This window comes from Streptomyces sp. NPDC049585, assembly GCF_040675615.1.
Taxonomy (GTDB): Bacteria; Actinomycetota; Actinomycetes; order Streptomycetales; family Streptomycetaceae; genus Streptomyces; species Streptomyces luteosporeus.
Genome location: NZ_JBFAPE010000042.1, coordinates 17850 through 43335 on the forward strand (window position 1 = coordinate 17850; position 25486 = coordinate 43335).

Consider the following 25486-nt stretch of genomic DNA (forward strand, 5'->3'; position numbering starts at 1 on the left):
TGCGGGGCCTCTTGGGCCCCTTCGGCCTCTTCAGGCCTCGATGGACAGCCGCTGGCGCAACAGCTCCGCCAGCGCCTCGGCGAACGCCACCGGATCCACCGGATGGGTGACAACGGCCTCCGCCCTGCTCCAGGAGGCCAGCCAGGCGTCCTGCGGCCGGCCGATCAGCAGCAGCACCGGCGGGCAGCGGAAGACCTCGTCCTTCAGCTGCCGGCACACCCCCATGCCGCCCGCAGGGGCCGTCTCGCCGTCCAGCACGCACACGTCCACCCGACGCTCCTCCAGGGTCCGCAGCACCGCCGGCAACGTGGCGCACTCCAGGTACTCCACCTCGGGAAGACCGGTGGCCGGGCGCCTGCCGCCCGCCAGCCGCACCTGTTCGCGCGTGTGCGCGTCATCGCTGTACACCAGCACCGTTGCGGTCGGCTGCATCGTTCCTCCAGGTCGTGGGAGTGACGCTCATGGACGGACGGCTCAGCGCGGATGCTACTCCGCGCGGGGGCCGCGATGGGCCGTACGAGCAGCACACAGCGTCTTGACACACCGAACGGCACCCCCCGGAGTGAGCGCGAGATAAGCGACCGACATAATGTCGGTCGTGGCGACAGCAACAGCAGTAGATACCGGGCACGCGCACCCCTCGGTCAACCGACCGAACCTCACCAGCGTCGGAACCATCATCTGGCTGAGTTCCGAGCTGATGTTCTTCGCGGCCCTCTTCGCGATGTACTTCACCCTGCGATCGGTGACAGGTGCCGACCACTGGAAGGAAATGGCCTCGGCCCTGAACCTTCCGTTCTCGGCGACCAACACGACGATCCTGGTGCTCTCCTCGCTCACCTGTCAGCTCGGCGTGTTCGCGGCCGAGCGCGGTGACGTCAAGAAGCTGCGCACCTGGTTCATCGTCACGTTCGTGATGGGTGCCATCTTCATCGGCGGTCAGGTGTACGAGTACACGAGCCTGGTCAAGGACGAGGGCCTGTCCCTGTCCTCCGACCCGTACGGCTCGGTGTTCTACCTGACGACCGGCTTCCACGGCCTGCACGTGACGGGCGGTCTCATCGCCTTCCTGCTGGTCCTGGGCAGGACGTACGCGGCCAAGAGGTTCACCCACCACCAGGCGACGGCGGCCATCGTCGTGTCCTACTACTGGCACTTCGTCGACGTGGTCTGGATCGGCCTCTTCGCCACGATCTACTTGATCAAGTAATCGGTCCCGTCCCGCACCGGACCATCAGTCCAGCATCGACGCAGAAGATCCTGACACCGGGGTAATCCGTGAAAAAGCTCTCCGCACGACGACGCCATCCGCTGGCGGCGGTCGTCGTCCTACTCTTCGCGCTGGCGGTAACCGGGGGGCTGTACGCCGCGTTCGCGCCGGCCGAGTCGGCCAAGGCCGATGACAGCGCCCAGTCCCTCGCCATCGAGGAGGGCAAGAAGCTCTACTCCGTGGGCTGCGCCAGCTGCCACGGCACCGGCGGTCAGGGCACCTCCGACGGGCCGAGCCTGATCGGCGTGGGCTCCGCCGCCGTGGACTTCCAGGTCGCCACCGGCCGCATGCCGCTGCAGCAGCAGGGCGCCCAGGCGCCCCGCAAGAAGGTGATCTACTCGCAGGCCGAGATCGACCAGCTCGCCGCGTACATCGCCTCCCTCGGCGCGGGCCCGGTCGCCCCGACCAAGAGCCAGTACAGCCCCGACGGCGCCGACATCGCCAAGGGCGGGGAGCTCTTCCGTACGAACTGCGCCCAGTGCCACAACTTCACCGGCAAGGGCGGCGCGCTCTCGAACGGCAAGTACGCCCCGTCGCTCGAGGGTGTCAACCCGAAGCACATCTACGAGGCCATGCAGACCGGCCCGCAGAACATGCCTTCCTTCCCCGACACGACGATGTCCGAGAAGAACAAGAAGGACATCATCGCGTACCTCGACACGGTCAACAGCGACAAGACCAAGAGCCCGGGCGGCCTCGAACTGGGCGGTCTCGGCCCGGTCAGCGAGGGTCTGTTCGCGTGGATCTTCGGTCTGGGCGCGCTGGTCGCCGTCGCCATCTGGGTCGCCGCCCACACCGCCAAGGCCAAGAAGTCATGAGTAGCCAAGACATTCCAGAAGAGACCCTGCCGAGCGCGCAGGGCGCGCACGAAGGTGCCGTAGCCACCGCGGGCGACCCGTTCGCCGACCCGGGACTGCCGCCGCACGAGCCCCGTAAGCAGGACATCGACGAGCGGGCCGCCCAGCGCTCCGAGCGCGTGGTCGCCTTCCTGTTCCTGCTGTCGATGCTGGCCACGGTGGGCTTCATCGCCTCCTACGTGACCCTCCCGGTCGACAAGAGCATCTACGTCTTCCCGCTCGGGCACATCAGCGCGCTGAACTTCGCGCTGGGCCTGACCCTGGGCGTGGCGCTGTTCTGCATCGGCGCGGGCGCGGTCCACTGGGCCCGCACCCTGATGTCGGACGTCGAGTACGCCGACGACCGGCACCCGATCGAGGCCTCCCCGGAGGTCAAGGCCAAGGTGCTGGCCGACTTCAAGCAGGGCGCGGAGGAGTCCGGCTTCGGCCGCCGCAAGCTGCTGCGCAACACCATGTTCGGCGCGCTGGCCCTGGTGCCGCTCTCCGGTGTGGTGCTGCTGCGCGACCTCGGTCCGCTGCCCGGCACCAAGCTGCGCAAGACCGCCTGGTCCGCGGGCAAGATGCTCATCAACCAGAACACGATGCAGCCGCTGCGCCCCGAGGACATCCAGGTCGGCTCCCTGACCTTCGCCATGCCCGAGGGCATGAAGGAGGAGGACCACGACTTCCAGCAGGAGATCGCCAAGGCGGCCCTGATGATCGTCCGGCTGCGTCCGGAGAACATCAAGGACAAGCGCGAGCTCGACTGGTCGGCCGACGGCATCGTGGCCTTCTCCAAGATCTGCACGCACGTCGGCTGCCCGATCAGCCTCTACGAGCAGCAGACCCACCACGTGCTGTGCCCGTGCCACCAGTCCACCTTCGACCTCTCCGACGGCGGTCGCGTGATCTTCGGCCCGGCCGGCCACGCCCTTCCGCAGCTGCGGATCAAGGTCAACGACAAGGGCTACCTCGAGGCCATGGGCGACTTCGCCGAGCCCGTCGGTCCTGCCTTCTGGGAGCGCGGATGAGCACTGCAACCGCTACCGACAATCGCCGCAAGGCACCCGCGGGCGAGCGGGTCGCCGACTGGGCCGACGGCCGACTGGGCATCTACAGCCTGGCCAAGGTCAACATGCGGAAGATCTTCCCGGACCACTGGTCCTTCATGCTGGGCGAAGTCTGCCTCTACAGCTTCGTCATCATCATCATGACGGGCGTCTACCTGACGCTCTTCTTCCACCCCAGCATGAACGAGGTCGTCTACCACGGCTCCTACGAGCCGCTGCAGGGCGTCCAGATGTCCGAGGCGTTCAAGTCGACCGTCGACATCAGCTTCGACGTGCGCGGTGGTCTGCTCATCCGGCAGATCCACCACTGGGCGGCGCTGATCTTCCTCGCCGGCATGTTCGTGCACATGATGCGCGTCTTCTTCACCGGTGCGTTCCGCAAGCCGCGTGAGGTCAACTGGCTGTTCGGCTTCCTGCTGTTCGTCCTCGGCATGTTCACCGGCTTCACCGGTTACTCGCTGCCGGACGACCTGCTGTCGGGCACCGGTGTCCGCTTCATGGAGGGCGCCATCCTGTCCGTGCCGGTCATCGGCACGTACATCTCGATGTTCCTCTTCGGGGGCGAGTTCCCCGGCTCGGACTTCGTGCCGCGGTTCTTCTCGATCCACGTCCTGCTGCTGCCGGGCATCATGCTCGGCCTGCTGGTGGCGCACCTGATCCTGGTCTTCTACCACAAGCACACGCAGTTCCCCGGCCCCGGCCGGAAGAACGAGAACGTGGTCGGCATGCCGCTGCTGCCGGTCTACATGGCCAAGGCCGGTGGCTTCTTCTTCCTGGTCTTCGGTGTGATCGCGGCCATCGCCGCCATCGCGACCATCAACCCGATCTGGGCGATGGGCCCCTACCGGCCGGACCAGGTCTCCACCGGCGCCCAGCCCGACTGGTACATGGGCTTCGCCGAAGGCCTCATCCGTGTGATGCCGGGCTGGGAGATCAACGTCTGGGGCCACACGTTCGTCCTGGGCGTGTTCATCCCGCTGGTGATCTTCCCGCTGGTGCTGGGCGCGATCGCGGTCTACCCGTTCATCGAGTCCTGGGTCACCGGCGACAAGCGGGAGCACCACCTGCTGGACCGCCCGCGCAACGCCCCGACGCGCACCGGTTTCGGTGCCGCCTGGATCGCCGCGTACTTCGTGATGCTGATCGGTGGTGGCAACGACCTGTGGGCCACCCACTTCCACCTGTCGATCAACGCCATCACCTGGTTCGTCCGCGTCGGCTTCTTCGTGATCCCGGTCCTGACGTTCATCGCGACCCGCCGCATCTGCATGGGTCTGCAGCGCCGCGACAAGGACAAGGTGCTGCACGGTCGCGAGACCGGTGTCATCAAGCGCCTGCCGCACGGTGAGTTCATCGAGGTCCACGAGCCGCTCTCGCAGGAGCAGCTGCACACGCTGACCTCGCACGAGCAGCCCAAGCCGCTCGAGCTCGAGCCGGCGGTGGACGAGAACGGTGTCGCCCGCAAGGTCGGTGCCGGCCAGAAGCTCCGCGTGAAGCTCTCCAAGGGCTTCTACGGCGAGGGGACCCAGATCCCCAAGGCCACCGCGGAGGAGTACCGGGAGATCACCAGCGGTCACGGCCACCACTGATCCCCCGACTGATCACTGACGACTGATCGCCACGGCAGGAGCCCCGTCCATCGCTTGGACGGGGCTCTTCGCCGTCCGGGGCCGGTCGATAGGCTGGACGGCAGACGGGGCCATGTGGAGCGCCCCGCCCCAGACCACTCCAGGAGTGTGGACCATGAACGTTGCGACCCCATCTGGCGGCGAGCGCTCGGTGGCCCCCTCCTGGCCGGGCATCCTGGACGCCCTGCTGCGCGGCGTGGATCTCAGTGCCGACGACACGGCCTGGGCCATGGACCGGATCATGCGGGGGGCGGCCAGCGACGCCCAGATCGCCGGCTTCGCCGTGGCCCTGCGGGCCAAGGGCGAGACCGTCGCCGAGATCTCCGGCCTGGTCCGCGCGATGTACCAGCACGCCAACCTCATCGAGGTGCCCGGGCCCAGTGTGGACATCGTGGGCACCGGCGGCGACGGCGCCAAGACCGTCAACATCTCCACGATGTCCTCGATCGTCGTGGCCGGCACCGGCGCGAAGGTCGTCAAGCACGGCAACCGGGCCGCCTCCTCCGCCAGTGGTTCCTCCGACGTCCTGGAGAAGCTGGGCGTCAACCTGGAGCTGACGCCCCGCCGGGTGGTGGAGGTCGCCGAGGAGGCCGGCATCACCTTCTGCAACGCCGTCAAGTTCCACCCCTCCCTGCGGCACGTCGCCCCGGCCCGCCGCGAACTGGGCATCCGGACGACCTTCAACGCACTCGGCCCGCTGACCAACCCCGCCCGGGTGCGCGCCCAGGCCACCGGCGTCGCCGACCCCCGCATCGCGCCCGTGCTGGCCGGGGTGCTGGCCGAGCGCGGCTCGACGGCCCTGGTCTTCCGCGGCGACGACGGCCTGGACGAGCTGACCACCACCGCCACCTCGCGGGTGTGGGTCGTGCGTGACGGCCGGGTGCGCGAGGAGGCCTTCGACCCCCGCGAGGTGGGCCTCGACATCGTGCCGGTGGAGGCGCTGCGCGGCGCCGACGCCTCGTACAACGCCGACGTCGCCCGCCGCCTGCTCGCCGGCGAGACCGGCCCCGTACGGGAGGCGGTGCTGCTCAACTCCGCTGCGGCGCTGGTGGCCCTGGCGCCCACCGACGCATCCCTGCCCGAGCAGATCCGCGCCGCGATGGTGCGGGCGGCCGAGTCCATCGACTCCGGCGCCGCCCTGCGCACGCTGGAGAAGTGGGTGGCGGCCAGCAACGCCTGACCCCCTTCCGGCCGGTTGCGTCTCGCCCCGTGGAACGACGGTTCCGCGGGGCGATCACGTATGCCATACTCCTGGCCAGGTCACGAGTGACAGCGTTTCGGCCCCGGCCTGCTGTCCGGCAACCCTCCTTCCGTGGCGGGGTGCCCCGGGTGATGACCGGGCCGCAGGCAGGACGTCTGCGGCAAGCGCGGATCCCTCGCCAGGGATCCTGGTCGTCGAGGGAGATCCTTCCGTGATGCAGCGAATGCGCTAGGGCTCGAAGAGCCCCTTCGAGCCCTTTTCGAGCGTATCCCCCTTCCTCTGCTCGCCTGTCACGTACGGGAGTTCGCCATGCCTGCCGCCGCCGTCGCCACCGAAAGTCCGGTTCGTCCCCCGCTGCCCGTTCTGGGGAACGACGTCCGCGTACCGCTCGTCACCGGGGGCGAGGTGACGTACGCGGCCCTCGACTACGCCGCCAGCGCCCCGGCCCTGCGCCGCGTGTGGGACGACGTCGCCGCGTACGCGCCGTACTACGGCAGCGTGCACCGCGGCGCCGGATACCTCTCGCAGCTGTCCACCGACCTCTTCGAGAACAGCCGGGCCACCGTCGCCCGCTTCCTCGGCTGCCGCGAGGACGACCAGGTCGTCTTCACCCGCTCCACCACCGACTCGCTCAACCTGCTGGCGACCGTCCTGCCCGCCGGCTGCCGGGTGTTCGTCTTCGAGACCGAGCACCACGCCGCGCTGCTGCCCTGGGGCGAGGGCCGCGTCACCTGCCTGCCCGCACCCCGCACCCCCGCGGAGGCCGTCGCGACCCTGGAGCGGGCCCTCGCGGACCGCGAGCCCCATGGGCCCGCGCTGGTCTGCGTCACCGGCGCCTCCAACGTCACCGGAGAGCTGTGGCCCGTACGGGAGTTGGCGGCCGCGGCGCACGCCCACGGCGCGCGCATCGTGCTGGACGCCGCCCAACTCGCCCCGCACCACCCCGTGGACATCCGGGAACTCGACGTCGACTGGGTCGCCTTCTCCGGCCACAAGCTGTATGCACCCTTCGGCTCCGGGGTGCTGGCCGGCCGCCCCGACTGGCTGCGCGAGGCCGAGCCGTACCTGGCCGGCGGCGGCGCCAGCCGCCGGGTCACCCGGCTCCCCGACGGCCGCCTGGAGACCGAGTGGCACACCTCCACCGCCCGGCACGAGGCCGGCTCGCCCAACGTCATCGGCGCCTATGCCATCGCCTCCGCCTGCCGGGCCCTGACCGAGGCGGGTTTCGAGGGCCTCGTCGCGCGCGAGAGGTACCTGGTGGCCCGGGTGCGCGAGGGCCTCGCCGAGGTGCCGGGTGTACGGGTGCTGTCGCTGTTCGGTCCCGACGCCCCGCGCGTGGGCGTGCTTTCCTTCGTCGTCGAGGGCTGGAACAGCTCGCACCTGGCCGCCGCGCTGTCCGCCGAGTACGGCATCGGGGTCCGCGACGGGCTCTTCTGCGCCCACCCGCTGGTGCGCACGCTGCTGGGCGCCGGGCAGGAGGAGGCGGGGGAGTGCGGTGCGCCCGACGAGGACCGTGCCCACAGCGCCGTACGCGTCAGCTTCGGCGCCGGTACCCCCGACGAGCACGTGGAGCGGTTCGTGGGGGCCGTGCGCGAACTGGTCGCAGGCGGCGCGCGGTGGCTCTACCGCACGGAGGGCGGCCGCTGCGTGCCGGCGCAGCGGGCGGCGTGAGGCGTCAGTTGTCCAGGCCGATGGCGAAGGCCGCTTCCAGGTCGTGCTGGGAGTAGGTGCGGAAGGCGATGTGCGTCTCCGTCGAGGTGACGCCGGTGACCTTGCTGATGCGGCCCGGGATGACGTCCGCCAGGTCGTCGTGCCGGGCCACCCGCACGATCGCGATCAGGTCGTAGGCGCCGGTGACCGAGTAGACCTCGCTCACGCCGTCCAGCGCGGCGATCGACTCGGCGATCTCGGGGATGCGGTCCACGTCGGTCTTGATGAGCACGATCGAGGTGATCACGTCGTTCTGTCTCCTTCGGTGGACCCGGATTCGGTGGCCCCGGCTGCGGCCCTCACTCTAACCGCAGGCGTCGGGTGGACCCAGGCGTAGCCGAATCCGAGTGCGAATCCCAGCACGTGGGCGAGGTAGGCCACGCCCGGCCGCCCGGCCTCCGTGCCCGCCGCCAGCCACTGCAGGGCGAACCAGAACAGCAGCACGACCCAGGCGGGAAAGCGCAGCGGCAGGAAGAAGAGGAACGGGAAGAGGCTGGTCACCCGGGCCCTGGGGAAGAGATAGAGGAAAGCGCCGAGCACACCGGAGATGGCGCCGGACGCCCCCACCAGCGTGCGGTCGGAGCCGGCGTGCACGACCGCGTAGCCGAGCAGGGCCAGATAGCCGGTGACGAGGTAGCACAGGGCGAAGGCGGCATGTCCCAGGTGCGCCTCGGTCATGGCACCGAAGACGTAGAGGAAGAGCATGTTGCCCAGCAGGTGCAGCCAGTTGCCGTGCACGAACAGCGCGGTGAGCGGGGTGATCAGATGCGTGGGGGAGCCGTGCCACAGCTCCGCCGGCACCACCCCCCAGCGCTGGAAGTACTCGGTCTGCGCGGTCAGCAGGGCCGTGCCGCTGCCGTAGGAGGGGCTGAGTCCGGAGGCGGGCCCGGCGAGGAAGACCACCCCGCACACGGTCAGGAGCGTCCAGGTCACCCAGGGGGTGCCCGCCTTCCCGGGCGCAGCCGCTGCGATCATGACCAGATCATGGCGTACCGGGCGCAACCGGCACCAAGCGCCTCGCCGGGAGGCGGCCATGGGCCCGCACCACCGTGTCCGGTGGCCCGCAGGCCGTAGGGTTACGAGGAGCACTCGACGAGGACGGACGAGACCATGAGCGTTGCGGAGCGGCCGGGTGCGACGGCCTGAGGAACGGGAGCGGTGAAGCGGTGGTGGAGCACAGGGACGGCGTGGAGGCGGCCGGTGACGCCGGTGGCGCCGACGACGGCGTCCTGGAGGTGCTCGACCGTCCCCTGCCCGAGGGCATCAGGCGGCGCGTCGTCGGGCTCGTCGCCGATGCCTTCGGTCAGCTGACGGTCGCGGAACTGCCCGCACAGCTGCGGCAGTACGCCCGGTTCACCCCGAGCCGGCGCGCGAAGTTCGCCGGCAACGCCATGGCCGCCGCCGTGGAGGGCGACGCCGCCTTCCGCCAGCGCATCGGCGCCAAGCTGCGCGAGAGCGGCTCCGAACTCGCCGAGGCCCTGGAATCCGGTGCCCCGCCCGCCGCCGCCGACCCCGAGGACGTGGCGGCCATGGCCTTCGTGCTGCGCCCGCCCGGCTGGGTCAAGCTGGTCACCGCCGCCGGCGAGGAGGCCGCCCGGGCCGGCGCCGAGCGCGCCGGCGAGGAGGCGCAGCGCGAGCTGCAGCGCCTGCGCGAGGAGCTCGCGACCGTACGGGCCGAGGCCCGCACCGAGGCCGAGCGGATGCGCGCCGAGCTGGACGCGGCCCGCAAGGAGGCCGAGGGGCTGCGCCGCAAGCTGCGCAGCGCCGACAGCGACGTGCGGCGCGGCGAGGCGGCCCTGCGCAAGGCCCGCGAGGAGCTGGAGGCCGTGCGCGCCGAGGCCCAGGCCGACAAGGCGGCGGCCCAGGGCGAGACGCGCCGCGTCAAGGCGCGCCTGGCCGAGGCCGAGGCGGCCCTGGAGGCCAGCCGCCGGGCGGCCCGCGAGGGCCGCAGCGTGGAGGACATGCGGCTGCGCCTGCTGCTGGACTCCGTGCTGGACGCGGCCCAGGGCCTGCGCCGCGAACTGGCGCTGCCCCCCGTCTCCGTACGCCCCGCGGACACCGTCGACGCGGTGCGCCCGGGCACCATGTCGCCCAAGGACATCGCCACCCGGGCCCTGTCGGAGACCGATCCGGCCCTCCTCGACCAGCTGCTGGCGCTGCCTCAGACGCACCTGGTCGTCGACGGCTACAACGTGACCAAGACCGGCTATCCCACCATGCCGCTGGACAAGCAGCGGCTGCGGCTGCTGGGCGGCCTGGCCATGCTGGCCGCCCGCACCGGCGCCGAGGTGACCTGCGTCTTCGACGGTGCGGAGCTGGCGGCCCCGGTGCTGCTCGCGCCGCCGCGCGGGGTGCGGGTGCTCTTCAGCAAGCCCGGCGTGACGGCGGACGAGCTGATCCGCCAGCTGGTGCGGGCCGAGCCGCCCGGCCGGCCGGTGGTGGTGGTCTCCACCGACCGCGAGGTGGCCGACGGCGTGGCCAAGGCGGGTGCCCGGCCGGTCTCATCGGCCCTGCTGCTCAAGCGACTTGCCCGTCCCTGATCGTCGCCCGTCGGCTACGGAACGTGTCCGGCAGGTAAAGGATGGGGTTCTGACGGAATTTTTTCGCTTGAGAATTTGAAAGGATCACATTCCGCTCACTAGGGTCGGGCCTCGAACCTTCACTCGGCGATCATTCATTCGGGATGGTGGTGAAGGTCCCGCCGTGCGCGCGCGACCGCGCGGCAGCGCCGGCGGCCGAGGCAGATGAAGGAGCTCGACTCCGTGGCGTCCCACCGTCGTCCCAAGCAGCCGAGCCGCGCCCGTGCCGGCGTGCTGACCGCGACCGCCGCAGCGGCCGTCGCCCTCTCCGCGCAGGCGGCCCACGCCGATGCGCCCTCCACCTCGGACGCCAAGGCCAAGGTCGACAAGCTCTACGAAGAGGCGGAGCAGGCCACCGAGAAGTTCAACGGGGCCAAGGAGAAGCAGGAGAAGCTGGAGAAGGAGGTCGGCGACCTCCAGGACAAGGTGGCCCGCGGCCAGGAGGAGCTCAACAAGCTCCGCGCCGGCATCGGCGCCATGGCCACCGCCCAGTACCGCACCGGCTCCCTCGACCCCGCCCTGCAACTGCTGCTCTCCTCCGACCCCGAGAGCTACCTGCGCGACGCCTCCACCCTCGGCCAGCTCACCGCCAAGCAGGCCGAGACGCTGCGCCAGATAGCCGCCAAGCAGCGCAGCCTGAGTCAGCAGCGCGCCGAGGCCACCGGCAAGCTCGCCGACCTCGAATCCACCCGCAAGGCGCTCAGCGAGAACAAGAAGGACATCCAGGGCAAGCTCGCCGCCGCCCAGGAACAGCTCAACTCCCTCTCCGCCAAGGAACGCGCCGAGATCACCGGCGAGAGCGGCGGCAGCACCCAGGGCAAGGACGGCCACTCCACCGACGGCGCCCGCGCCGGCCGCTCCGCGAGCCGGCCCAACATCCCCGCCGGCTCCGGCCGCGGCGCCGCCGCCCTCGCGGCCGCCGACGGCAAGGTCGGCTCCCCCTACGTCTGGGGCGCCACCGGCCCTAGCTCCTTCGACTGCTCCGGCCTGACCTCATGGGCGTACGCCCAGGCCGGCGTCGACATCAGCCGCACCTCGCAGGAACAGGCCAACGACGGCACCCGCATCTACGACCAGAGCCAGCTCAAGCCCGGCGACCTGGTGCTCTTCTACGGCGACCTGCACCACGTCGGCCTCTACGCCGGCAACGGCATGACCCTGCACGCCCCCAAGCCGGGCGCCAGCGTGCGCTACGAGGCCATGAGCAACATGCCCTTCCAGTTCGGCGTCCGCATCGGCTGACGGACCGCCACCGGGCGCGCCAGCGCGCCATGCCGCCCTTTCGAGGGAATGACGACTACGGCAACTGACCGCACGCCCCGCCGGTGACCTGCACCTTGAGCGGGGCGTCGGCGTCTCGCATAAGCCTTCGCAGGCGAAGGTCTTTGAACACGGGGTGAGCGCGCCGCTACTGTCTGCCGCGCGGCGCCCGGCCGTCGTCCGCCCGTCACCGGGCGGCAGGGGCCGCACGTCAGGAAGGAGTGCGCCGCCCCGTGGCGTCCCATCGCCGTATCGCTCCCTCCGGCCGCGTCCCGGGCATGCGGGTCAGCGTGCTCTCCGCCGCCGTGGCCACCGCCGCGGCCGCCCTCTCGGCGGCCCCGGCCACCGCCACCCCCGGCGACGGCGCCGAGGACGTCAAGCCCGCCGGAACGGTGCGCGCCCAACTCGACCGGCTCTACGAGCAGGCCGAACGGGCCACGGAGAAGTTCAACGCCGCCGGCGAGCGCGCCGACGCCCTGCGCGAGCAGGTCGAACGGGCCACCGACCGCGTCGCCCGCGGCCAGGAACAGGTCAACCGCATGCGCGGCACCCTCGGCATGATGGCCACCGCCCAGTACCGCAGCGGCGCCGTCGACCCCGCCCTCGAACTGCTGCTCTCCTGCGACCCCGACGGCTACCTCGACAAGGCCAGCACCCTCGACCGGGTGACCGGACGCCAGGCCGAACAACTCCACGCCCTCCTCGCCGCCCAGCGCACCCTGCGCCAGCAGCGCCAGGAAGCCGCCCGCACCCTCGCCGAACTCGAGGACACCCGCCGGGCCGTCGACGCCCACAAACGCGAGGTCGAATCCCGGCTCTCCGCCGCCCGCCGGCTCCTCGACACCCTCCCCGACGCCGAACGCGCCCAGTACGCCCGCTCCTCCCGCTCCGAGGAACGCCCCGCCGGCCCCCTGCACGCCGCCGCACCCGCCCTGCCCGACCTCTCCTCCCTCGGCGGCTCCGGCCGCGGCGCCCTGGCCGCCATGGCCGTGCGCCAGGCCGTCGGCCTGCCCTACGCCTGGGGCGCCAACGGACCCACCGCCTTCGACTGCTCCGGCCTCATGCAGTGGGCCTACGGCCGCGCCGGCGTCGGCCTGCCCCGCACCTCCCAGGCCCAGCGGCACGCCGGACGCCACGTCTCCCTCTCCGAGGCCCGCCCCGGAGACCTCGTCATCTACCGCGACGACGCCAGCCACGTCGGCATGTACGTCGGAGGCGGTCAGGTCGTCCACGCCCCCTACCCCGGCGCCCGCGTCCGCTACGACCGCGCCGACATGATGCCGATCTCCTCCGTCACCCGCCCCTGAACCGGCCGCGCCACCCCTGCCCGTACGATGCGGGCGTGACAGGCGGTGGCGGAGGGAAGCGACGGCGCGCGGCGTACGCAGCCGCCGCCGCGGCCCTGCTCGTCCTCGCGGGCTGCAGCACCCCACCCCACGAAACCGGCACCCAAGGCGTGCGCCGGCTGCTCGAACGCTGGGCCGCCGCCGTCCGCGACAAGAACGAGAACGCCTACCTCGACGCCGTCGACCCCGCCGCCGACCGCTACCGCGCCGAGCGCCGCCGCGTCTACGCCAACCTCGCCGCACTCCCCCTCGCCACCTGGGAATACCGGCTGAAGAGCCTCAAAGGCACCACCGCCGAAGCCCAGCTGCGCTACCGCATCGCCGGCTACGGCGGCACCACCGCCACCGTGCCGGTCCGACTGACCGTCGCCCGGCACGGCGAACGCTGGTACGTCACCGGACAGGACGCCACCCGCGCCGGCAACCAGCTGTGGGAACAAGGCACCCTCACCGCCGTGCACGGCACCAGCACCCTCGTCCTCGGCGTCGACCAGGACCGCGGCCGTCTCAAGGACCTCGCCGACCTCGCCGACCGGGCCGTCCCCGCCGTCACCGCGGCCTGGCCCGGCCCCTGGCCCCGGCGCGTCGTCGTCGAACTCCCCGCCACCCTCGACCGCATGGCCGCCCTCCTCGACTCCCCACCCTCCAAATACCGCGGCATCGCCGCCGTCACCACCGAGGACCGCATCGTCGTCAACCCCGAGGCCTACGCCGAACTCGGCGACTTCGGACGGCGGGTCGTCCTCACCCACGAGACCACCCACGCGGCCACGCGCGACGCCACGACCCGCTCGACACCGATGTGGCTCTCGGAGGGCTTCGCCGACTGGGTCGCCTACCGCGGCACGGCCCGCACACCGCGTCAGATCGCCCCCGAACTCGCCGGCACCGTCGCCGGCGGCGCCCCGCCCGACCGGCTGCCGCCGGACACCGACTTCGCCTTCACCGGCGACGCGGGGCGCTTGGCACGCGCGTACGAGGGGGGCTGGCTGGCGTGCCGCCTGATCGCGGAGCGGTGGGGGGAGGAGCGGCTGGTGGCCGCGTACCGCGCCGCCGGGCGCGGGGGCCTGTGGGGCGCGCTCGGCGTGAGCGAGGCCGCGTTCACGGCCCAGTGGCGCGAGTACGTGGCCGAGGCGTTTTGATTTCCCCCCACCCCGCCCCTTCCCGAAAGCCCGTCCGGCGATCGAGGACCGTGGTGGTCAGTGGCCCACCAGCGCCGACTCCCGGGGCGGGTCCGGTTCCTGCGTGCCCGCCTTCCCCCGTGGGAGCACGGTTTCGCGCCACAGCCGCCGGCAGGAGATCACCGTCGCCGTCACCAGCAGCGCGTTCCGCAGGGTCAGCGTCGCCACCCCCAGCTTGTCGCTGGCGACGACGTGCGAGAACCAGATGGGGAACTCCAGTTGCGTCAGCGGCGCCGCAAGGAGCACCAGCAGCACCGGCAGCTGCTGCCGCGGCGTGCGCATCGTCACGCACACCGCGCCCAGCCCGATGAGCCACACCATGTACTGGGGGCTGATCACCCGGCTCGTCGTGGTGAACAGCAGCACCGCCGCGAACGCCGCGTCGTACGGCGTCGTCGCGGTGAAGCGGCGGGCCCGTACCCGCCACACCAGCAGCCAGGCGAAGGCCAGCACGCTCAGCAGCAGGGCCAGCGCGCTCACCGCGTGCACGTGGCGGCCCAGGAACTCCACCGAGCCGTAGTTCAGCCGGGCCTTGCCGTGCCAGCCGGCGTGCCGGGCCAGATGGAAGACGAGGGAGCCGAGGGATTCGACCTCCGTGCCGCGGTCGCGCTGGAAGGTGAGAAACGCCAGGGCCCCGGGCATCGCGGCGGTGAACAGCATGGTGAGCACCGCGACCGTCAGCAGGGCGGCGCCCCACGTGGAGCGGGTGCGGCGGCCGCGCGGGGTGCCGACGAGCAGCAGGACGGGCCAGACCTTCAGCAGCGCCCCGAATCCGGTGAGCGCCCCCGACAGCCGGGTGCGGCGGCGGGAGGCGAGCAGGGCCGCCACCGCGACGGCGGTGACCATCACGTCGTAGCGGGCGTAGACGATGGGCCCCAGCAGCGGCACTCCGGCGACCCATACCCACACGCCCAGCGGGCTGCGCCGGCCGCCGCGGGCCGCGTACAGCAGCATGCCCATGATGGCCGCGTCCGCGGCGAGGCAGACGGTGAAGAAGGCGGGCGCGTAGCCGAGGAACGGCAGCAGCGCGGGGGAGAGGACCGCGAGCGCGGCGGCGGGCGGGTACTGCCAGGTGACGTCGTCGTACGGGTAGATGCCGGTGCGCAGCACCCCGTACCAGCCCTGATAGATCACCTCGATGTCGACGGAGACGTCCGAGCCGGGCATGTCCCACACGCGGAAGACGCACATCAGCAGTACGGCCCGGGTGACGGCCCACACCACGATCGAGAGTCGCAGACCAGTGCCCGCCACCATCACTCACCTCCGTCGCACCGTCACTGAAGGGAATGATGCCGTTCCGGGGCGCCACCGCGCGACGACGTGGCGGGACGTGGCGCGGTTCACCCCCCAATGCACCCGGTACTGTCGGCGGCGATGCACAAGAGCCTGCACAAGACCCTGATCGTCACCAACGACTTCCCGCCACGCCCCGGCGGCATCCAGGCGTTCCTGCACAACATGGCGCTGCGCCTGGACCCCGCGGGCATCGTCGTCTACGCCTCGACCTGGAAGCACGGCCACGAGGGCCGTGCGGCCACGGCCCGGTTCGACGCGGAGCAGCCGTTCCCCGTCGTCCGGGACCGCACCACGATGCTGCTGCCGACGCCGAGGGTGACCCGACGCGCGTGCGAGCTGCTGCGGGAACACGGCTGCAGCTCCGTGTGGTTCGGGGCCGCGGCCCCGCTGGGGCTGATGGCCCCGGCCCTGCGCCGCGCGGGCGCGCGGCGGATCGTGGGCACCACGCACGGGCACGAGGCGGGCTGGGCGCAGCTGCCGGGCGCCCGGCAGCTGCTGCGCCGGATCGGCGAGGGCACCGACACCCTGACCTACCTGGGCGAGTACACGCGCTCGCGCATCGCCGCCGCCGTGACGGACGAGGCCGCGGCCCGCATGGTGCAACTGCCGCCGGGCGTGGACGAGAAGACCTTCCACCCGGCCTCCGGCGGCGCCGAGGTCCGCGCCCGGCTCGGCCTCGCCGACCGGCCGGTGGTGGTGTGCGTCTCACGGCTGGTGCCGCGCAAGGGACAGGACACCCTGATCGAGGCGATGCCGCGGATCCTGGCGGCGGTGCCGGACGCGGTGCTGCTCGTCGTCGGCGGCGGCCCGTACGAGGGGGACCTGCGCAAGCTGGCCGCCGAGCGGGGCGTGGCGGACGCGGTCCGCTTCACGGGCGCCGTGCCGTGGGAGGAGCTGCCGGCCCACTACGGGGCCGGCGACGTCTTCGCGATGCCCTGCCGTACGCGCCGGGGCGGGCTGGACGTCGAGGGCCTGGGCATCGTCTACCTGGAGGCGTCGGCGACGGGCCTGCCGGTGGTGGCGGGCGACTCGGGCGGTGCCCCGGACGCCGTCCTGGAGGGCGAGACGGGCTACGTGGTGCGCGGCGGCTCCGCCGCACAGGCGGCGGAGCGCATCATCACCCTGCTGCGCGACCCCGAGCTGCGCGAGCGCATGGGCCGCCGGGGCCGCGAGTGGGTCGAGGAGCGCTGGCGCTGGGACCTTCTGGCGGAGCGCCTGAAGGAGTTGCTGTAGGGCCGGGGCCCCGGGGGCGGAGCCCCCGTCACCCGTGGTAGATCGCCTCGATCTCGTCCGCGAAGTCCTTCGCCACCACGTTGCGCTTGAGCTTCAGCGACGGCGTCACATGGCCGGAGGCCTCCGTGAACTGCCCCGGCAGGATGCGGAACTTGCGCACCGACTCCGCCTTGGAGACGGCCGCGTTGCCGTCGTCCACCGCCTTCTGCACGTCCGCCAGCAGCTCGGGGTCGTCGACGAGTTCGGCCGCGGTCAGGTCGGCCGGCTTGCCGTGGCGTTCCAGCCAGCGGGGCAGGAAGTCCTCGTCGAGGGTGACGAGGGCGCCGACGAAGGGGCGGCCGTCGCCGACGACCATGCATTCGGCGACGAGGGCGTGGGCCCGGATGCGGTCCTCGATGACCGCGGGGGCCACGTTCTTGCCGCCGGCGGTGACGATGATCTCCTTCTTGCGGCCGGTGATGCGCAGGAAGCCGTCCTCGTCGAGGGTGCCGAGGTCGCCGGTGTGGAACCAGCCGTCGCTCATCGCGTCGGCGGTGGCGGTCTCGTTGTTCCAGTAGCCGGTGAACAGGTGCTCGCCGTGCAGCAGCACCTCGCCGTCGTCGGCGATGCGGATCACCGAGCCGGGCAGGGGCTGGCCGACGGTGCCGATGCGGGGCTTGTCCCAGGGGTTGAAGGCGGTGGCCGCGCAGGACTCGGTCAGGCCGTAGCCCTCCAGCACGGTGAAGCCGATGCCGCGGTAGAAGTGGCCGAGCCGCTCGCCGAGGGGGGCGCCGCCGGAGATGGCGTGCGTGGCGCGGCCGCCGAGGACCGCGCGCAGCTTGGAGTAGACGAGCTTGTCGAAGACCTTGTGCTTGATCCGCAGCCCGAAGGAGGGGCCGGCCGGGGTGTCCAGGGCGCGGCTGTAGGCGATGGCGGTCTCGGCGGCCTTGTCGAAGATCGCCCCCTTGCCGTCGGCCTGGGCCTTGGCGCGGGCTCCGTTGTAGACCTTCTCGAAGACCCGGGGCACGCCGAGCACGAGGGTGGGGCGGAAGCCCTGCAGGTCCTCGGTGAGGTTGCGGATGTCGCTGACGAGGCCGAGCTTGATGGGCGCGAGGACGGAGGCGACCTCGACCAGCCGGCCGAAGACGTGCGCGGCGGGCAGGAAGAGCAGGACGGAGGACTCGCCGGTGTCGAACAGCGGCTTGAGCCGCTCGACGGCGTTGCCGCACTCGGCGAAGAAGGCCCGGTGGCTGAGCACGCAGCCCTTGGGGCGGCCGGTGGTGCCGGAGGTGTAGACGATGGTGGCGGGGGAGTCGGCGGTGGCCAGCGCGCTGCGCTCGTCGACCTCCTCGTCGCCGATCCCCGCGCCGGCGTCGCGCAGCTGCTCGATCGCGCCGCCGCCCTCGATCCGCCACACGTGGGCGAGGTCGGGCAGCCGGTCGCGCACGGAGTCGACGGCCTCCTCGTGGGCGGCGGTCTCCACCAGGCAGGCCACGGCGCCGGAGTCGCCGAGGATCCACTGGATCTGCTCGGGGGAGCTGGTCTCGTAGACCGGGACGGTGACCGCGCCGGCGCTCCAGATGGCGAAGTCCAGCAGGGCCCACTCGTAGCGGGTGCGCGAGAGCAGGCCGATGCGGTCGCCGGGCTTGATGCCGGAGGCCATCAGGCCCTTGGCGGCGGAGCGCACCTCGGCGAGGAAGGCGGCGGCGGTGACGTCCTCCCAGCGGCTGCCGACCTTGCGCCCCACGACCGCGACATCGGGGTGCACGGAGGCGTTCCGGCGGATGAGATCCGTCAGGTTGCCGTCGGCGGGGACCTCGTACAGGGCCGGAAGGCTGAACTCGCGCAAGACTGCTGCTCCTCGTCGGGCGCCGGCGCCGCCGCGTCGTCGAGGGGCGCTGCGTCGGCTGCGGTCCATTGATCAGGCAGGGGGTGCTGGACAGCGTGGACTGCCCGGACGTTACCCACCAGTACGTCTTTCGAATAGAGGGTCACGCCCAGATGTTCCGTGCGTCACATGCCACCGGACCGCTCCCCGCACCCTAGCCCCTCCGCCGGGTAACCGGGAAGTAACCGCAGGTCGGGGCCCTTCCTGTGGCAGCCGCCCGCACCCTAGGGTGAGCGGCATGCGAGTCCATGTGGTCAGCGACGTGCACGGGAACGCCGAGGGACTGGCGCGTGCCGGCGACGGCGCGGACGCCCTGATCTGCCTCGGCGATCTCGTCCTCTTCCTCGACTACGCCGACCATTCGCGCGGCATCTTCCCCGAACTGTTCGGCATCGAGGCCGCCGACCGCATCGTCGAGCTGCGCACCGCCCGCCGCTTCGAGGAGGCCCGCGCCCTCTCCCGCGGCCTGTGGGACTCGGTGGGCGGCGACCGCAGGACCGTCGTCGAGCAGGCCGTGCGCAAGCAGTACGCGCAGCTGTTCGCCGCCTTCCCCACCCCCACCTACGCCACCTACGGCAACGTCGACGTGCCGCCGCTGTGGCCCGAGTACGCCCGCCCCGGCACCACCGTGCTCGACGGCGAGCGCGTGGAGATCGGCGGACTGGTCTTCGGCTTCGTCGGCGGCGGCCTGCCCTCGCCCATGCGCACCCCCTACGAGATCGACGAGGAGACCTACGCCGCCAAGCTCGCCGCCCTCGGCGAGGTCGACGTGCTGTGCTCGCACATCCCGCCCGACGTGCCCGAGCTGTGCTACGACACCGTCGCCCGCCGCTTCGAGCGCGGCAGCGCCGCCCTGCTGGAGACCATCCGCGCCGTGCGCCCGCGCTACGCCCTCTTCGGCCACGTCCACCAGCCGCTCGCCCGGCGCATGCGCGTGGGCGCGACCGAGTGCGTCAATGTCGGCCACTTCGCGTCCACGAGCACACCGTGGGTGCTGGAGTGGTGACGCGCAGCGGGAGGTAGCCTTCACCGGCAGACAACGATCGCCGGGAATCCCATCCGGCAAGCCGACGCCGCGCACCGGTACGGAGGAGCCACGCAGATGGCGGAACACACCAGCTCGGATATCACGATCGAGGCGACCCCCGCCGAGGTCATGTCGGTCATCGCCGACTTCGACCGCTACCCGGAGTGGACGGGCGAGGTCAAGCAGGCCGAGGTGCTCGAGCGGGACGAGCAGGACCGCGCCGCGAAGGTGCGCCTGGTCCTGGACGCCGGCGCCATCAAGGACGACCACACCCTGGCCTACAGCTGGCCGGGCCCGAACGTCGTCCAGTGGTCCCTGGTGAAGTCGCAGATGCTGCGCCAGCTCGACGGCTCCTACAGCCTGGAGCCCGCCGCGGGCGGCAAGCACACCAAGGTGACCTACACCCTCACCGTCGACGTCAAGATCCCCATGCTCGGCATGATCAAGCGCAAGGCGGAGAAGGTCATCATCGACCGCGCCCTGGACGGCCTGAAGAAGCGCGTCGAGGGCACGGCCTCGTAACGCCGTCACCTCGACGCACTCTCGACGCACCGCAACGAACCACCGGAAGGCTCCACCGTGCGCACGGTCCTCGTCACCGGTCCCGGAGGCGCGGGCCGCACCACCGTGGCGGCGGCCACTGCCCTGGCCGCCGCCCGCACCGGACGCCGCGTGCTGCTGCTCACCAGCGACCGGGGGCCCACCCCGGACGCCGTCCTCGGCACGCCGCTGACCCCCGAGAGCGGGGCCCGGGGCCGGGCGCCGTGGGCCCCGCCCACCGAGGCGGCCCCCGGCCTGTGGGTCGCCCGCATCGCCCCCGGCGAGCACTTCCGTACCCTCGCCGGCGACCTGCAGCAGCGCGGCGCCTCCGTGTTCGACCTGCTGGGCGCGAGCCCCCTCGACCCCGAGGAGCTCACCGAACTGCCCGGCGCCGGCCAGCTGGCGCTGCTGGCCGCCCTGCGGGCCGCCCACGCCGACGCGGACCGGTGGCAGACGCTCGTCGTCGACATGCCGCCCGTCCACGAGACCGTCGCCCTGCTCGCCCTGCCCGAGCAGCTCGGCCGCTACCTCGAGCGCCTGCTGCCCCCCGAGCGCCAGGCCGCCCGCGCCCTGCGCCCCGTCCTCGCCCAGCTGGCCCGCGTGCCGATGCCCGCCCAGCGGCTGTACGAGACCGCCGCCCAGTGGCAGCAGGAGCTCGCCGCCGTACGGCAGGTGATCGAGGCGCCGGACACGACCGTACGGCTCGTCGCCGAACCCGGCGCCGTGGCCACCGAGGCGCTGCGCACCGCCCGGGCCGGCCTGGCCCTGCACGGCTGCCGGATCGACTCCCTGGTGGCCAACCGCCTGCTGCCGGACGGCTCCGCCGACCCCTGGCTCGCGGGCCTGGCCGCCGAGCAGCAGGGCGCCCACAAGGAGCTGTGCGAGGAGTTCCTCGCCGACGGCGTCACCGTCCGCGAGCTGCCCCACCTCGGGCGCTCCCCGCGCGGGGCGCAGGACCTGGCCCTGCTCGCCGCCCGCGCCACCCTGCCGCCGGACGGCCGCGAGAGCGCCGACCCCTGGCGGGTGGCGGACCGCCTGGCCACCGACGGGATGCTGACCTGGCACCTGCCCCTGCCCGGCGCCCGCCGCGAGGAGCTGGACCTGGTGCGGCGCGGCGACGAACTCGTCCTGTCCGTCGGCCCGTTCCGCCGCGTGCTGCCGCTGCCCTCCGCCCTGCGCCGGTGCAGCGTCTCGGGCGCCGCGCTGCGCGACGGCGAGCTGTGCGTACGCTTCGTGCCCGATCCCGATCTCTGGCCGAGGACGCCCTGAACGCCCGGGCGTCGTTCGGGTAACGTCGGAGGAAATACCGCGTGCAGGAGTCCGTCATGAGCGATCCCACCGAGCGCCCCGGCCCCGGCCGGGAGCCCGACCCCGACGCCTGGGAACGGGCCTGCGCCGAGGACCTCGCCGCCGAGCGGGCCCGCCACGGGCGCGGCGGCCCGCAGGAGCCCGGCAGCGCGGCCGAGGAGCTGCGCAGACTCGTCGACGCGGTGGCCGAGAAGGTCGCCGCCATCCAGCTGCCCCTGGGCGGCCCCACCGCCCAGGTCGCGGTGCGGCACTTCGTCGACCGCGCCCGCTCCGTCGTCGAGCCGGTCATCGAGCGCAACCCGGAGGTCTTCGACCACCTCGCCGGCGCCGGCTCCGAGCTGCTGGCCGCCTACCGCGCGGCCGTCCACCGCCAGGAGGCCCGCTGGACGCGCGGCGAGCCCCCGGCCCCCCGCTCCGGCGGCGACGAGGGCCCCTCCTCGGGCGAGAACCACCGCATCGACCTCGACTGATCCGCTGCTCGGGTACGGTGGGTCACGGCGGGGATCGAGCGAAAAACTGAGGGACACATGGGACTCACCATCGGCGTCGACATCGGCGGTACCAAGATCGCGGCCGGTGTGGTCGACGAAGAGGGCACGATCCTGGCGACGTGCAAGGTGCCGACCCCGGAGACTCCCGAAGGGGTCATCGACGCCATCGCGGACGCGGTGCGCACGGTCAGTGAGGGCTTCGAGGTCGAGGCCGTCGGCATCGGCGCCGCCGGCTACGTGGACGACAAGCGGGCCACCGTCCTGTTCGCCCCGAACATCAACTGGCGCCACGAGGCCCTGAAGGACAAGGTCGAACAGCGCGTCGGCCTGCCGGTCGTCGTCGAGAACGACGCCAACGCCGCCGCCTGGGGCGAGTACCGCTTCGGCGCCGGCCAGGGCCACGACGACGTCATCTGCATCACCCTGGGCACCGGCCTGGGCGGCGGCATCATCATCGGCAACAAGCTGCGCCGCGGCCGCTTCGGCGTGGCCGCCGAGTTCGGCCACATCCGTGTCGTGCCGGACGGCCTGCTGTGCGGCTGCGGCAGCCAGGGCTGCTGGGAGCAGTACGCCTCCGGCCGCGCCCTCGTGCGCTACGCCCGCCAGCGCGCCCAGGCCACCCCGGAGAACGCCACCGTCCTGCTCTCCCTGGGCGACGGCACCGCCGAGGGCATCCAGGGCAAGCACATCTCCGATGCCGCCCGCCAGGGCGACCCGGTGGCGATCGACTCCTTCCGCGAGCTCGCCCGCTGGGCCGGCGCCGGCCTCGCCGACCTGGCCTCGCTCTTCGACCCCTCCGCGTTCATCGTCGGCGGCGGCGTCTCCGACGAGGGCGACCTCGTCCTCGACCCGATCCGCAAGTCCTTCAAGCGCTGGCTCGTCGGCAGCCAGTGGCGCCCGCACGCGCAGGTGCTCGCCGCCCAGCTCGGCGGCAAGGCGGGCCTGGTGGGCGCGGCGGACCTGGCCCGTCAGGGCTGAGCCCGTGCTCGGCACGCTGCCGGACCTGCCGGCCTCCCGCACCGAGCCGGACGGCTCGGCGGTCGTGCGCGTGCTGAGCTACAACGTGCGCTCCCTGCGCGACGACGTCGGAGCGCTCGCCCGGGTGATCCGGGCGTGCGCGCCCGACGTCGTCTGCGTGCAGGAGGCGCCGCGCTTCTTCCGCTGGCGCAAGGCCGCCGCCCGCCTCGCGCGGCAGACGGGGCTGGTGTACGTCACCGGCGGCGGCACCGCCTCCGGACCGATGCTCCTGACCACGCTGCGGGCGCACGCCGAGCGCACCGAGGACGTCCTGCTGCCGCGCACCCCGGGGCTGCACCAGCGCGGGCTGGCCACGGCCGTGCTGCGCTTCGGGCCCTCGGCCCGGCTGGGCGTCGTCAGCTGCCACCTGAGCATCGACGCGGACGAGCGGTACGAGCAAGGGCGGCTGGTGCTGGAGCGGCTCGCCGGCCTCGGCGTCCCCCACGCCGTCGTCGCCGGCGACCTCAACGACCGTCCCGACGGCCGGACGTTTCGCCTGCTGGCGGAGCACCTGCAGGACGGCTGGGCGGTGCGCCCGTGGGGGCGGGAGAACACCACGCGCCTGGGCGATCCCCCCAAACGCATCGACGCGCTCTTCGCGACGCCCGGCGTCGAGGTGCTGGGGTGCGGGGTGCCCATGGGGCTGGCCGGCGTCACCGAGGCGGACCTCAGGGCCGCGACGGACCACCTGCCGGTGCTGGCGGCCCTGCGGGTGCCCGCCTCCGGCTGAGCGCCCGGCTACAGCTCGGGGCCGTCGCCCGGTTCCTCCTGGTAGGAGTAGCGCTGCTCGCGCCACGGGTCACCGATGTTGTGGTACCCGCGCTCCTCCCAGAAGCCCCGCCGGTCGGCGGTCATGTACTCCACGCCGCGCACCCATTTGGGGCCCTTCCAGGCGTAGAGGTGGGGGACGACCAGGCGTACCGGGAAGCCGTGCTCGGCGGTCAGCAGCTCGCCGTCCTTGTGCGTGGCGAAGATGGTCCGCTCCGCCGCGAAGTCGGACATGCGCAGGTTGGAGCTGAAGCCGTACTCGGCCCACACCATCACATGGGTGGCCTCGGGCGCGGGCGGGGCGAGCTCCAGGAGCGTCCGCGCGCTCACACCGCCCCACTCGGCGCCGAGCATGCTGTACTTCGTCACGCAGTGCAGGTCGCCCACCACCGTGCTGTACGGCAGGGCGGTGAACTCCTCGTGCGTCCAGCAGTGCTTGCCGCCGTCGGAGGTCGCGCCGAAGACGCGGAACTCCCAGCGCTCGGGCCGGAACTTCGGCACCGGCCCGTAGTGCGTCACCGGCCAGCCGCGCTGGAGGCGCTGTCCCGGAGGCAGCGTGGGGGCACCGCCCAGCGGTGGCTGGGGGCGCTCTCCTTTGCGGCTTTCGGTGTCTTCAGAGGGCCCCATGCCTCAATGGTGTCAGACGGTGGTGGGTGCTGATGACCAAGGATGATCAGGCATAACCGGACGACCCGGATAAGTGTGCACTTACTGGACGACTTCCGGCGCCGGTGCGAGGATGCGCGCAATCCACTGGATCATCACCGCTGGGAAGGAGCCTTGGCGATGCAGGGCGACCCCGAGGTCATCGAGTTCCTCAACGAGCAGCTGACGGCGGAGCTGACCGCCATCAACCAGTACTTCCTGCACGCCAAGCTGCAGGAGCACCACGGCTGGACCAAGATCGCCTCGCATACGCGCGCCGAGTCCTTCGACGAGATGCGGCACGCCGAGACCCTCACCGACCGGATCATCTTCCTGGAGGCGCTGCCCAACTACCAGCGGCTCTTCCACGTCCGGATCGGTCAGACGATCACCGAGATGTTCCAGGCCGACCGGCAGGTGGAGGTCGAGGCCATCGACCGGCTGCGGCGCGGGGTGGAGGTCATGCGGGCCAAGGGCGACATCACCTCGGCCAACATCTTCGAGTCGATCCTCGCCGACGAGGAGGACCACATCGACTACCTCGACACCCAGCTGGAGCTGATCGAGAAGCTGGGGGAGGCGCTGTACCTCGCCCAGTACATCGAGCAGGAGAACGGCGGCAGCGCCTAGGCCCTGTCCGGCGGATCTTCGTGGTGCGACGCCACGGCGCCGGGTAGGGGCGCGGGGAACTGCGCGATCAGCCACCGGTGGCCTGCAGCCGACGCGCTGCCCCGGGGTCCGGCACTTCGTCTGCGGGCACGTCGTGGCTTGTCGCGCAGTTCCCCGCGCCCCTGACGGGGCGCTCAGGCCGCCCGTGTCAGCGTGGGCTCCGCGGCGAGGACGTCGCTCCCGCCGCGGTCGGCGAGCTCGCGGCGGGGGCAGGCGCCGCGGCCGAGCAGGGCCTGGATGCGGCGCACGCAGCTGCCGCAGTCGGTGCCGGCCTTGCAGGCCGAGGCGATCTGGCGGGGCGTGCAGGCGCCCCGGTCCGCGTGGTCGCGCACCTGCTGCTCCGTGATGCCGAAGCACGAGCAGACGTACACGCGGTCACCGCCTCGCCGGTCGTTCCGACCGATTGATCAATAAGGTAACCCTTACCTTACCCGGCGGGGTGGCCGAAAGACAATGCACGGAAACGCCGTGGGGACTGCTGATCGCCGCGAGTGCTGATCGCTTCTTGGTCGGCGTCGCGCGCGCTGCTTGACTCGTCGCA

Annotated in this window: 25 protein-coding genes and 1 riboswitch; of the genes, 18 read left to right on the forward strand and 7 right to left on the reverse strand. The window is 72.2% G+C overall.

Going from position 1 to position 25486, the window contains the following annotated elements; translation table 11 throughout:
* Positions 1 to 30 precede the first annotated feature (30 nt).
* A complete protein-coding gene (locus AB0K17_RS27805; RefSeq protein WP_365969376.1) occupies positions 31 to 432 on the reverse strand; it encodes a hypothetical protein in 402 nt (133 codons plus the stop codon).
* Positions 433 to 589: 157 nt separating this feature from the next.
* Between AB0K17_RS27805 and AB0K17_RS27810 the strand changes: the two genes are divergently transcribed.
* The 6 genes from AB0K17_RS27810 to AB0K17_RS27835 all read left to right on the forward strand — a co-directional run bounded on the left by AB0K17_RS27810 (position 590) and on the right by AB0K17_RS27835 (position 7676).
* Positions 590 to 1210 carry a heme-copper oxidase subunit III gene (locus AB0K17_RS27810; protein WP_344439385.1) on the forward strand — a complete coding sequence of 207 codons (621 nt, stop codon included), beginning with the start codon at positions 590 to 592 and terminating at the stop codon, positions 1208 to 1210.
* Positions 1211 to 1278: 68 nt separating this feature from the next.
* Positions 1279 to 2088, forward strand: a complete 810-nt coding sequence (locus tag AB0K17_RS27815) for a c-type cytochrome (protein ID WP_365969375.1) — start codon at positions 1279 to 1281, stop codon at positions 2086 to 2088.
* Complete coding sequence (locus tag AB0K17_RS27820) at positions 2085 to 3137, forward strand: Rieske 2Fe-2S domain-containing protein (RefSeq protein ID WP_344439382.1); 1053 nt, start codon at positions 2085 to 2087, stop codon at positions 3135 to 3137. The genes AB0K17_RS27815 and AB0K17_RS27820 overlap by 4 nt, the downstream gene beginning before the upstream one ends.
* Positions 3134 to 4765 carry a cytochrome bc complex cytochrome b subunit gene (locus AB0K17_RS27825; RefSeq protein ID WP_365969374.1) on the forward strand — a complete coding sequence of 544 codons (1632 nt, stop codon included), beginning with the start codon at positions 3134 to 3136 and terminating at the stop codon, positions 4763 to 4765. Before AB0K17_RS27820 ends, AB0K17_RS27825 begins: the two co-directional genes overlap by 4 nt.
* A 154-nt stretch (positions 4766 to 4919) precedes the next feature.
* On the forward strand, positions 4920 to 5984 hold the full coding sequence (gene trpD / locus AB0K17_RS27830) for an anthranilate phosphoribosyltransferase (RefSeq protein ID WP_365969373.1): 1065 nt from the start codon (positions 4920 to 4922) through the stop codon (positions 5982 to 5984).
* A gap of 78 nt (positions 5985 to 6062) precedes the next feature.
* Positions 6063 to 6178: riboswitch (SAM riboswitch) on the forward strand.
* A gap of 136 nt (positions 6179 to 6314) precedes the next feature.
* Complete coding sequence (locus AB0K17_RS27835; RefSeq protein ID WP_365969372.1) at positions 6315 to 7676, forward strand: aminotransferase class V-fold PLP-dependent enzyme; 1362 nt, start codon at positions 6315 to 6317, stop codon at positions 7674 to 7676.
* 4 nt (positions 7677 to 7680) lie between these two features.
* On the opposite strand, the gene AB0K17_RS27840 is transcribed toward AB0K17_RS27835, so the two are convergent.
* Complete coding sequence (locus AB0K17_RS27840) at positions 7681 to 7962, reverse strand: Lrp/AsnC ligand binding domain-containing protein (protein ID WP_344439374.1); 282 nt, start codon at positions 7960 to 7962, stop codon at positions 7681 to 7683.
* A complete protein-coding gene (locus tag AB0K17_RS27845; protein ID WP_365969371.1) occupies positions 7959 to 8690 on the reverse strand; it encodes a rhomboid family intramembrane serine protease in 732 nt (243 codons plus the stop codon). The genes AB0K17_RS27840 and AB0K17_RS27845 overlap by 4 nt, the downstream gene beginning before the upstream one ends.
* A gap of 212 nt (positions 8691 to 8902) precedes the next feature.
* Between AB0K17_RS27845 and AB0K17_RS27850 the strand changes: the two genes are divergently transcribed.
* From AB0K17_RS27850 to AB0K17_RS27865, 4 genes are all read left to right on the forward strand, one after another.
* A complete protein-coding gene (locus tag AB0K17_RS27850) occupies positions 8903 to 10255 on the forward strand; it encodes an NYN domain-containing protein (protein WP_365969391.1) in 1353 nt (450 codons plus the stop codon).
* 222 nt (positions 10256 to 10477) lie between these two features.
* Positions 10478 to 11536: an NlpC/P60 family protein gene (locus AB0K17_RS27855; protein ID WP_365969370.1), complete on the forward strand. Its 1059-nt coding sequence runs from the start codon at positions 10478 to 10480 to the stop codon at positions 11534 to 11536.
* Positions 11537 to 11787: 251 nt separating this feature from the next.
* The gene (locus AB0K17_RS27860) at positions 11788 to 12861 is read left to right on the forward strand and encodes an NlpC/P60 family protein (RefSeq protein WP_365969369.1); all 1074 of its coding nucleotides are present in this window, start codon (positions 11788 to 11790) and stop codon (positions 12859 to 12861) included.
* Positions 12862 to 12896: 35 nt separating this feature from the next.
* Positions 12897 to 14042, forward strand: coding sequence for a hypothetical protein (locus AB0K17_RS27865; protein WP_365969368.1), 1146 nt, complete (start codon positions 12897 to 12899; stop codon positions 14040 to 14042).
* Between the two features lie 57 nt (positions 14043 to 14099).
* Here AB0K17_RS27865 and AB0K17_RS27870 read toward each other — a convergent pair whose 3' ends face one another.
* A complete protein-coding gene (locus AB0K17_RS27870) occupies positions 14100 to 15338 on the reverse strand; it encodes a glycosyltransferase family 87 protein (RefSeq protein ID WP_365969367.1) in 1239 nt (412 codons plus the stop codon).
* Positions 15339 to 15470: 132 nt separating this feature from the next.
* Here AB0K17_RS27870 and AB0K17_RS27875 point away from each other — a divergent pair, with 132 nt between their 5' ends.
* Complete coding sequence (locus tag AB0K17_RS27875) at positions 15471 to 16613, forward strand: glycosyltransferase family 4 protein (protein WP_365984665.1); 1143 nt, start codon at positions 15471 to 15473, stop codon at positions 16611 to 16613.
* Positions 16614 to 16641: 28 nt separating this feature from the next.
* On the opposite strand, the gene AB0K17_RS27880 is transcribed toward AB0K17_RS27875, so the two are convergent.
* Entirely contained in the window at positions 16642 to 18441 is a 1800-nt protein-coding gene (locus AB0K17_RS27880; RefSeq protein WP_365969366.1) for an AMP-dependent synthetase/ligase, read from the reverse strand.
* A 277-nt stretch (positions 18442 to 18718) separates the two neighbouring features.
* On the opposite strand from AB0K17_RS27880, the gene AB0K17_RS27885 reads away from it, so the two are divergent.
* From AB0K17_RS27885 to AB0K17_RS27910, 6 genes are all read left to right on the forward strand, one after another.
* Entirely contained in the window at positions 18719 to 19486 is a 768-nt protein-coding gene (locus AB0K17_RS27885; protein WP_365969365.1) for a metallophosphoesterase, read from the forward strand.
* Positions 19487 to 19582: 96 nt separating this feature from the next.
* A complete protein-coding gene (locus tag AB0K17_RS27890) occupies positions 19583 to 20029 on the forward strand; it encodes an SRPBCC family protein (RefSeq protein ID WP_365969364.1) in 447 nt (148 codons plus the stop codon).
* 57 nt (positions 20030 to 20086) lie between these two features.
* Positions 20087 to 21316, forward strand: a complete 1230-nt coding sequence (locus tag AB0K17_RS27895) for an ArsA-related P-loop ATPase (RefSeq protein WP_365969363.1) — start codon at positions 20087 to 20089, stop codon at positions 21314 to 21316.
* Between the two features lie 56 nt (positions 21317 to 21372).
* A complete protein-coding gene (locus AB0K17_RS27900; protein ID WP_365969362.1) occupies positions 21373 to 21825 on the forward strand; it encodes a DUF5304 domain-containing protein in 453 nt (150 codons plus the stop codon).
* A gap of 57 nt (positions 21826 to 21882) precedes the next feature.
* Entirely contained in the window at positions 21883 to 22824 is a 942-nt protein-coding gene (locus AB0K17_RS27905; protein WP_365969361.1) for an ROK family glucokinase, read from the forward strand.
* Positions 22825 to 22828: 4 nt separating this feature from the next.
* Positions 22829 to 23593, forward strand: coding sequence for an endonuclease/exonuclease/phosphatase family protein (locus AB0K17_RS27910; RefSeq protein ID WP_365969360.1), 765 nt, complete (start codon positions 22829 to 22831; stop codon positions 23591 to 23593).
* A gap of 8 nt (positions 23594 to 23601) precedes the next feature.
* Here the strand turns inward: AB0K17_RS27910 and AB0K17_RS27915 are convergent, their stop codons facing one another.
* The gene (locus AB0K17_RS27915; RefSeq protein WP_365969358.1) at positions 23602 to 24258 is read right to left on the reverse strand and encodes a sulfite oxidase-like oxidoreductase; all 657 of its coding nucleotides are present in this window, start codon (positions 24256 to 24258) and stop codon (positions 23602 to 23604) included.
* A 159-nt stretch (positions 24259 to 24417) separates the two neighbouring features.
* Here AB0K17_RS27915 and bfr point away from each other — a divergent pair, with 159 nt between their 5' ends.
* Positions 24418 to 24906, forward strand: a complete 489-nt coding sequence (bfr, locus tag AB0K17_RS27920; protein WP_365969357.1) for a bacterioferritin — start codon at positions 24418 to 24420, stop codon at positions 24904 to 24906.
* A gap of 173 nt (positions 24907 to 25079) precedes the next feature.
* On the opposite strand, the gene AB0K17_RS27925 is transcribed toward bfr, so the two are convergent.
* Entirely contained in the window at positions 25080 to 25316 is a 237-nt protein-coding gene (locus AB0K17_RS27925) for a (2Fe-2S)-binding protein (protein ID WP_365984664.1), read from the reverse strand.
* Positions 25317 to 25486 lie beyond the last annotated feature (170 nt).

Bases quoted from the DNA above. Each gene is read 5' to 3' on its own strand.
- AB0K17_RS27835 (WP_365969372.1), top strand. From the start codon at position 6,315: ATGCCTGCCGCCGCCGTCGCCACCGAAAGTCCGGTTCGTCCCCCGCTG.
- AB0K17_RS27900 (WP_365969362.1), top strand. From the start codon at position 21,373: ATGAGCGATCCCACCGAGCGCCCCGGCCCCGGCCGGGAGCCCGACCCC.
- AB0K17_RS27915 (WP_365969358.1), bottom strand. From the start codon at position 24,258: ATGGGGCCCTCTGAAGACACCGAAAGCCGCAAAGGAGAGCGCCCCCAG.
- AB0K17_RS27825 (WP_365969374.1), top strand. From the start codon at position 3,134: ATGAGCACTGCAACCGCTACCGACAATCGCCGCAAGGCACCCGCGGGC.
- bfr (WP_365969357.1), top strand. From the start codon at position 24,418: ATGCAGGGCGACCCCGAGGTCATCGAGTTCCTCAACGAGCAGCTGACG.
- AB0K17_RS27890 (WP_365969364.1), top strand. From the start codon at position 19,583: ATGGCGGAACACACCAGCTCGGATATCACGATCGAGGCGACCCCCGCC.
- trpD (WP_365969373.1), top strand. From the start codon at position 4,920: ATGAACGTTGCGACCCCATCTGGCGGCGAGCGCTCGGTGGCCCCCTCC.
- AB0K17_RS27905 (WP_365969361.1), top strand. From the start codon at position 21,883: ATGGGACTCACCATCGGCGTCGACATCGGCGGTACCAAGATCGCGGCC.
- AB0K17_RS27805 (WP_365969376.1), bottom strand. From the start codon at position 432: ATGCAGCCGACCGCAACGGTGCTGGTGTACAGCGATGACGCGCACACG.
- AB0K17_RS27820 (WP_344439382.1), top strand. From the start codon at position 2,085: ATGAGTAGCCAAGACATTCCAGAAGAGACCCTGCCGAGCGCGCAGGGC.
- AB0K17_RS27885 (WP_365969365.1), top strand. From the start codon at position 18,719: ATGCGAGTCCATGTGGTCAGCGACGTGCACGGGAACGCCGAGGGACTG.
- AB0K17_RS27845 (WP_365969371.1), bottom strand. From the start codon at position 8,690: ATGATCGCAGCGGCTGCGCCCGGGAAGGCGGGCACCCCCTGGGTGACC.
- AB0K17_RS27870 (WP_365969367.1), bottom strand. From the start codon at position 15,338: ATGGTGGCGGGCACTGGTCTGCGACTCTCGATCGTGGTGTGGGCCGTC.
- AB0K17_RS27810 (WP_344439385.1), top strand. From the start codon at position 590: ATGTCGGTCGTGGCGACAGCAACAGCAGTAGATACCGGGCACGCGCAC.